At 69.6% G+C, this 7,190-nt stretch carries 6 protein-coding genes and 1 pseudogene; 3 read left to right on the forward strand and 4 right to left on the reverse strand.

What is annotated here, in order from left to right; genetic code table 11:
• Window positions 1-579: 579 nt before the first annotated feature.
• Genes AB0I53_RS48845 through AB0I53_RS48860 form a run of 4 tightly spaced genes read right to left on the reverse strand, consistent with a single transcriptional unit; the run spans window position 580 to window position 3,913 of the window.
• Window positions 580-1,848, reverse strand: coding sequence for a hypothetical protein (locus AB0I53_RS48845; protein WP_358617890.1), 1,269 nt, complete (start codon window positions 1,846-1,848; stop codon window positions 580-582).
• On the reverse strand, window positions 1,845-2,570 hold the full coding sequence (locus AB0I53_RS48850; protein WP_358617893.1) for an ATP-binding cassette domain-containing protein: 726 nt from the start codon (window positions 2,568-2,570) through the stop codon (window positions 1,845-1,847). Before AB0I53_RS48850 ends, AB0I53_RS48845 begins: the two co-directional genes overlap by 4 nt.
• Before the next feature lie 3 nt (window positions 2,571-2,573).
• Entirely contained in the window at window positions 2,574-3,377 is an 804-nt protein-coding gene (locus AB0I53_RS48855) for a hypothetical protein (RefSeq protein WP_358617895.1), read from the reverse strand.
• On the reverse strand, window positions 3,374-3,913 hold the full coding sequence (locus AB0I53_RS48860; RefSeq protein ID WP_358617897.1) for an RNA polymerase sigma factor: 540 nt from the start codon (window positions 3,911-3,913) through the stop codon (window positions 3,374-3,376). The genes AB0I53_RS48855 and AB0I53_RS48860 overlap by 4 nt, the downstream gene beginning before the upstream one ends.
• 220 nt (window positions 3,914-4,133) lie before the next feature.
• Here AB0I53_RS48860 and AB0I53_RS48865 point away from each other — a divergent pair, with 220 nt between their 5' ends.
• The 3 genes and pseudogenes from AB0I53_RS48865 to AB0I53_RS48875 form a co-directional block, all read left to right on the forward strand.
• Window positions 4,134-5,639 carry a cytochrome ubiquinol oxidase subunit I gene (locus tag AB0I53_RS48865; RefSeq protein WP_358617900.1) on the forward strand — a complete coding sequence of 502 codons (1,506 nt, stop codon included), beginning with the start codon at window positions 4,134-4,136 and terminating at the stop codon, window positions 5,637-5,639.
• A gap of 15 nt (window positions 5,640-5,654) precedes the next feature.
• Complete coding sequence (gene cydB, locus AB0I53_RS48870; protein WP_358617903.1) at window positions 5,655-6,668, forward strand: cytochrome d ubiquinol oxidase subunit II; 1,014 nt, start codon at window positions 5,655-5,657, stop codon at window positions 6,666-6,668.
• Between the two features lie 186 nt (window positions 6,669-6,854).
• Window positions 6,855-7,190 (forward strand): annotated as a pseudogene (locus tag AB0I53_RS48875) (glutathione/cysteine ABC transporter permease/ATP-binding protein); the annotation flags it as partial.

Genomic DNA, 7,190 nt, shown 5'->3' on the forward strand with positions numbered 1-7,190 from the left:
TCGTCGGCGAAGTAGCCATAACGCGGGCTGGTCAACAGCAACGCGATCCCGACGGCCGCGGCGATCAGCAGAACCGGCCGCACCGCCAGCGGGAAAAGGCGCTCCCGGGCGATTCCGGCCGGCTGTGCGGGCTTCCTGGAACCGATCGTCAACGTCATCGCTGGCCCCTTTCTGGGCGCGCGGAGGTACCGGCCGGAATCGGATTTCCCGGCCGATCAGAGCGGTTTTCGTGGTTCCGCCGGGCTATTCCGGACGAAACCTCGTGGTTGTCGGTTTGCGCTGGTCAGAGTTCGTGCGTGTTTTGGAGTGCTATAGAGCCTGTTTCCGAACACGTTTTGCGTGGCGGTGCGGGTGGCGGCCCCCTGCAGGAGTCACCGCGGTCTTCTCGCTGTGGGATCCCCGACATCATGAATGCCAATTCACCACGTCGGGGCTGTCCTCGCTGGAAGAACCCCGGAGGGGTGGGCACCGTGAACCCGCGGCGGTGCAAGTTGCATAGGTGGGCTAAGCGGCTGCGCCGCTTCAAATACAAAACGCCCGCGTTACCACATCCGCACGTCACCACATCCAAAACAGCCTCTATAGCGATCCAAAACGCGCACGAGTGCCTACCAGGCGGAACGTTCGATAGTTCAGCAGTGCCAACGTCGCATCGATGTCGCAATCGACGCGTGCCGCGTAATAGGCGGTCATACATTCCCGATCCGGGACCCTGCCGTTCCCGAGCAGCCGCGTCGCGCCTTCCGCGTCGTCGACCAGCCAGGCACGGGCGACCCGGAAAGCCCGGTAGGAGGATTCGCCGTCGCAGGTCGGGACCGTGCCGACCAACATGCCCGCCAGCCAATCGCGCTCCTGCACGGGATCCGCGAGTCGTCCGGTGACGGTCGTGTTGTGCAGGTACGAGGGCCCGTCCGGGTACGTCGCGCTTCTGAACCGCACCTCCTCTGGCGCACCTGGGATACCGCCGAGCTTCTCCAGCATCGGCTGGCCGAACTCGGCGAGCTGATCGAGCACGTGCTCCTCGTAGCGCGCGAGGCAGATCGTCGGGCCGCGCGTCGTGCACACCTCCTGCATCGCCACCGGGTCGGCGACGATGTGCTGCTTCATCGGGATCGACGCGAACAGCAGCGTCAGCGCCGCGACGAGAGCCATCGGCCCCAGCACGAGCCACCGCGGACGCGACACGGACAGGGCGAGGAAAGTCGCTGCGATCGCCGCGAACCACATCGCCTGCAGCGCGCTCGACGACAGCGAGTACATCGCCCCGTCTGGAACCTGTGCGGAGGCCAGGATCGTGAACAGCGAGTCGTACCCGAACACGAAGCTGGCCCAGCTGACCGCCAGGTACGCCAGGTATGCCAGCGCCGGGGTCAGCAGGACGATCAGCCGCCACCGGACGAGCCGGCCCAATACCATGCCGAACGCGGCTCCTGAGCCGTGCGCGGGGATGCACACCAGCAGCGCCGCGATCCAGTCGCCACTGCTGCCGGTGGCGATCGGGAAGACGAAGACCGCCGCGATTCCCCAAGCCGCCGCGATTCCGAGCACCGCGCCCAGCGTGAGAGCCGCCCACGACACGAGGAACGGCTGCCAACTCGGCCGGGGCACGGTCGCCAGGAGTTCCTCGGTGCCGCGCCGGTTCTCCCTGCCCGCGGCCCAGGCACCGGCAGTCGCCACCAGCGGCCAGGTGAAGATCAGATCGGTGCGGAGGACCACGGCGAGGTCGTTCCAGCTGGCCGCCCACCACGGTTGCAGGAACAGCACCGCGACCAGCGATACGAGCATCGCCGTCGCGAGCGGGCCGGCGGTGCCGCGGTAGAACTCGTTCCAGAAGACCTGCTTGTTCATGCCGCGCCCGCCCGGCTCGCGCCCAGCACCGCGCGGTAGCCGTCCGCCAGATCGCCGTCGCCGGCCAGCTCCGCCGGCGTTCCCTGGAAGACCCGCCGGCCCGCCTCCAGCACCAGCACCCGATCGCACGCCTCCGCATCGCCCATGAGGTGCGTGGCGAGCACGACGCACCGATCCCGCCCGAGCTCGCGCAGCAGCTCGCGGAATTCGTCCTGCTGCTCGGGATCGAGCCCGGCGGTCGGCTCGTCGAGCAGCACGAGCCGGGCATCGTTGACGATGGCCTGCGCGATACCGACGCGCCGGCGCATCCCGCCGGAGAGGCGCCTCAGCTTCTCGTCGGCGCGGTCGCCGAGCCCGACCCGCCGCAGCGCCCGGTCCACGGCCGGCATCAACTCCGCGGCCGGGACCTCCTTCAACCACCCGAAGTGCTCCACGAACTCGCGCGCGGTGAACCTCGGGTACCAGCCGAACTCCTGCGGCAGATAGCCGATTTCGCGCCGCAGCGGGCGCAGATCGGCGCCCGCTGGCGGGCGGCCGAGCAGCCGGACCGAGCCGCCGGAAGGCGCGGTCAGCGTGGCCAGCACCCGGATCAGCATCGACTTCCCAGCACCGTTGGGCCCCAGCAGGCCGTGCACGCCGGTGCCGAAGTCCGCGGTGATCGCGTCAAGCGCGCGTCGGCGGCCGAATCGCACGGCCAGGTCATGGATCTCGATCGCGGTCACGGGTCAGCTCCTCGACGTGTGCTGGAAGTTCGTGCGGCGGAGGTAAAGCACGGCGGCGGAGACGACGATCAGCGACGACCACAGCAGCGGCAGCGGCCGGTCGAGCAGCACCGGCACCTGGCCGCCGACCAGCGGGCCGCCGGCGAGCACCAGCCAGCCGGTGGCGACCGCGGCCGCCACCGGTTCGAGCCGGAACCGCGAACCGAGCGCCAGGGTCAGGCCGGTCAGCGCCAGGCACGGCAGCAGCCAACCGACGGCCGACGTCCGGCCGGTGATCGCGCCGATCACCGCGCTCGCCGGCACGGTGGTGAGCAGGATCGACAGGGTGCGCCAGAGGACCAGCGGCAGCCCGCCCAGCGCGGTGCCCGCGGTGATCTCGTAGGCCGGATCGCCGAGCCTGCCGAAGCACAGGGCGACCCCGGCGACGGGCAGGATCGGCGCGATCAGCAGCAGCGCGGAGCCGTGCTGCGACCACCAGCCGCCGGGTTCTTCGATGCTGAGCAGGTCCATCCCGACGGCGCAGGCCAGCGCGACCAGCACGGCGAACAGCCAGGCGCCGCGCACCGCGGGGGCGGCGTTGAGCAGCACCCGCAGCCGGCGCGACCGGCTCGGCCGGGGGAACTGCGGCGGGAGCACGGTGAGGTTCGCCCGCGCCTGCCGCACCACCGGATCGTCGATCGCCGCGTCGTTGATCAGCCGGCGGCAGGCGGCGCAGTCGAGCGTGTGGTCTTCGACCGCCTCCGCCTCCGGGAGCAGACCCAACGCGTAGGCACGCAGGGTGGAGGCGGGGAAGTGCTCGTGCGTCATGCGAGTGCCTCCTTCACGATGTGGCGGGCTTTGCGCGCGCGGGTCTTGACCGTGCCCTCGGGAATTCCGAGCAGCTCGGAGGTCTCCCGCACGGTTCGGCCGTCGAGCACGGTGGCCTGCAGGACCGCCCGGAGTTCGGGGGAGAGCCGGTGCAGGGCGCCGGCCAGCTCGGGGCTGAAGGCCCGGGCCAGCACCTCGTCCTCCGCGGATTCCGCGGTGATCGCCGAATCGACCGGCTCTCCGACGGGCTGGATGCGGACGTTGCGGCGGCGGTGCGCGTCGATCAGCCGGCTCGCCGCGATGGTCCACAGCCAGCCGGCGGCGCTGCGTGACGGATCGAATCCGCCCGCCGAGCGCCACACCGTCAAGAAGCAGTCCTGCAGCACCTCGGCGGCCAGCTCCGGATCGCCGCAGCGGCGGCGCAGCCGGACCGCCAGCCAGCCCGCGTTGCGCTCGTAGAGCTCGTCGAATGCGCCCCTATCGCCGCGTGCGACCCGCCTGAGCAACCGCTCGTCGTCCTGCTCTTGATCGCGCACACCCTGCTAGACGCACGGACGGCCGGAACGGTTTTCGGTCGGCGTGTTCACGCAGAGGTCTTTCGTGTCGCCGGATCGCTTGATACAAGTAATCGATCCGGTGAGTTCGGCTGCTCTGCGTGACCGGGACCAAGGTCCCGTCCGGGACAGGACCCTCGACCGGGGGAGATAGGGCCCTTGCCTCTGCGCATCCGCAGCCGTGGGCGGCAGGGTGGGAGCCGTGGATCTGCTCGACATCGCCCGCTGGCAGTTCGGGATCACGACCGTCTATCACTTCCTGATGGTGCCGCTGACCATCGGGCTGGCGATCCTGGTCGCCGGCATGCAGACCGCGTGGTACCGCACCGGCAAGCGGCGCTACCTGAAGATGACCAAGTTCTGGGGCAAGTTGATGCTGATCAACTTCGCCATGGGCGTGGTCACCGGCATCGTGCAGGAATTCCAGTTCGGCATGGCCTGGAGCTCCTACTCGCGCTTCGTCGGTGACGTCTTCGGCGCTCCGCTGGCCATGGAGGGCCTGCTCGCGTTCTTCGTCGAGTCGACCTTCCTCGGCCTGTGGATCTTCGGCTGGGACCGGCTGTCCAAGGGCGTGCACCTGGCGTGCGCCTGGGCGTTCTCGCTGGCCACCGTGCTGTCCGCGTACTTCATCCTGGCCGCCAACTCGTGGATGCAGCACCCGGTCGGCATCGAGATGGTCGACGGCCGGCCCCGGCTGACCTCGATCTGGGAGGTGCTGGGCAACAACACGGTGCTCGCCGCGTTCCCGCACACCGTGTTCGGCTGCTTCGCGGTCGCCGGCTCGTTCCTGATCGGCATCGCCGCCTGGCAGATCGCCCGCCACCACCGCAAGTCCGACCTGGACGACGAGGACCGCCGCGCCTGGCACGGCTCGATGCGGCTGGGCGCGTGGGTCGCGGTGATCGCGTTCGCCGGGCTGTCGATCTCCGGTGACATCCAGGGCAAGCTGATGTTCCAGCAGCAGCCAATGAAGATGGCCTCTGCGGAGGCGCTGTGCCACAGCGAGGCGCCCGCCAGCTTCTCGATCTTCGCGATCGGCGACGTCAGCCGGCCCGACTGCGAGAACGTCAAGAGCATCACGGTGCCCTACATCCTGTCCTACCTCGCCGAAGGCGACTTCTCCAGCGAGGTCAAGGGCGTGCAGGCGCTGATCCCGGAGTACCAGGCCAAGTACGGCACGCACTACCCGGACGACCCGCGGCTGGGCTCGTTCGCCGGGCAGCCGATCGACTACACGCCGAACCTGCCGGTGACCTACTGGGGCTTCCGGTTCATGATCGGCTTCGGCGGCCTGGCCGCGCTAGGCGCGGTGTTCGTGCTCTGGCTGACCCGCAAGCGGAAGTTCCCGCCGGGCAAGTGGTGGGCGCCGTTGGCGGTGCTGAGCATCGCGTTGCCGTTCCTCGGCAACATCGCCGGCTGGGTGTTCACCGAGATGGGCCGCCAGCCGTTCGTGGTGGTGCCCAATCCCGATGCGTCCGGCGTCGACGGCGTGTGGATGTACACCGCGTCGGCCGTGTCCTCGGGAGTGTCACCCGGCGAGTTGCTGACCTCGGTGATCGCCCTGACCGTGCTGTACGGGGTGCTCGCGATCGTGGAGATCTTCCTGATGGTCCGCTACGTGCACGGCGGCTTCGACGGGGTGATGCCGCCGAAACCGCCGGAAGGCGAGGAGAAATCCGACGGCGAAGCCCTGTCCTTCGCGTACTGAGAGGCTGCACCTGCGATGGATCTGCCCACCTTCTGGTTCTGCGTGATCGCCCTGCTGTGGCTGGGTTACCTGTTCCTGGAGGGCTTCGACTTCGGCGTCGGCATGCTGCTGCCGGTGCTGGGCCGCCGCAACGAGGAGCGGCGGGTGCTGATCAACACGATCGGCCCGGTCTGGGACGGCAACGAGGTCTGGTTGATCGTCGCGGTGGGCGCGACCTTCGCCGCCTTCCCCGGCTGGTACGCGTCCCTGTTGAGCACGGCCTACCTGCCGCTCCTGGTGCTGCTGCTGGCGCTGATCGGGCGAGGCGTGGCGTTCGAGTACCGCGGCAAGGTGGACACCGTCCGCTGGCGGCGCACCTGGGACGCGGTGATCGTGCTCGCCTCGTGGATCTCGCCGCTGGTCGTCGGGCTCGTGCTGTCAGCGAGCGTCTTCGGGCTGCCGTTGGACGCCAACGGCGACCGGGTCGGCGGCTGGTGGACGATCTTCACGCTGCCGAACGTGATCGGCGCGCTCGCGATGTGCGCGTTCTCGCTGCTGCACGGCGCGGTGTTCCTGTCGCTCAAGACCGAGGGCGAGATCCGGGAGCGGGCGCGGCGGTTCGCGCTGCGGGCCGGCGTGCCGCTGCTGCTGCCGGTGATCGCGCTGGTGTTCATCGCGCAGCTCCGGGAGGGCGAGGCCTGGACGTGGGTGCCGCTGGTGATCGCGCTGGTCGCGGCGCTGGCCGGGCTCGGCCGGCTGTACCAGTGGCGGGACGGTCAGGCGTTCGCGCTGCAGGGCGTGGCGCTGGCCGGCGTGGTGGTGACGCTGTTCGGCGCGCTGTGGCCGAACGTGATTCCGTCCACTTTGGACCCGGCGTGGTCGTTGTCGATCGCGGACACCGCGTCCAGCCCGTACACGCTGACGGTGATCACCTGGGTCGCGGCCTTCGGCACGCCGGCGGTGCTGATCTACCAGGGCTGGACGTACTGGGTGTTCCGCAAGCGCATCGGCACGAAGCACATCCCGCCGGTCCACGTGCCCAGTGCCTGACGGTTTCCGCTGGTCAGGTGTCGTGCGTGTTTTGGATCGCCAGAGCACTCCAAACCACGCACGACCCGCCGCCCGGCGAAACAATCCAGGTTTGATCTTTGTCGTTGAAGCGGCGCAGCCGTTTAGCCCACCTGCGCAACCGGCACCGCCACGCAAAACGAGCCTGGAAACAGTAGGGAGTTCGTGATGGGTCCGCTGGGAGCTCTGCCCCGGCTTTCCGGGGCGGCCCGGCGCGCGCTGGTGGTGGCCGGGCTGCTTTCCGTCGGCAACGCCGTCGCGCTGATCGTGCAGGCCTGGGCGTTGGGCAGCGCGCTCGCGGCGGTGGTGACCGCGTCTGCCGCACCGGATGCGATCGGCCACCACCTCATCGTGCTGGCCGTAGCGGTGGTGGCGCGGGCCGCGCTGGGCTGGGCGACCGAAACGGTGTCCGCCCGGGCGGCGGCGGGTGCGAAGGAGGAGCTGCGCGGCCTGCTGCTGGATTCCGCGCTGCGGCGTGGCCCGGAGTGGATCCACCGGCGCGGC

It is taken from the genome of Saccharopolyspora sp. NPDC050389 (genome assembly GCF_040655595.1).
In the GTDB taxonomy this organism is placed as follows: Bacteria; Actinomycetota; Actinomycetes; order Mycobacteriales; family Pseudonocardiaceae; genus Saccharopolyspora.

Bases quoted from the DNA above. Each gene is read 5' to 3' on its own strand.
- AB0I53_RS48845 (WP_358617890.1), bottom strand. From the start codon at position 1,848: ATGAACAAGCAGGTCTTCTGGAACGAGTTCTACCGCGGCACCGCCGGC.
- AB0I53_RS48855 (WP_358617895.1), bottom strand. From the start codon at position 3,377: ATGACGCACGAGCACTTCCCCGCCTCCACCCTGCGTGCCTACGCGTTG.
- cydB (WP_358617903.1), top strand. From the start codon at position 5,655: ATGGATCTGCCCACCTTCTGGTTCTGCGTGATCGCCCTGCTGTGGCTG.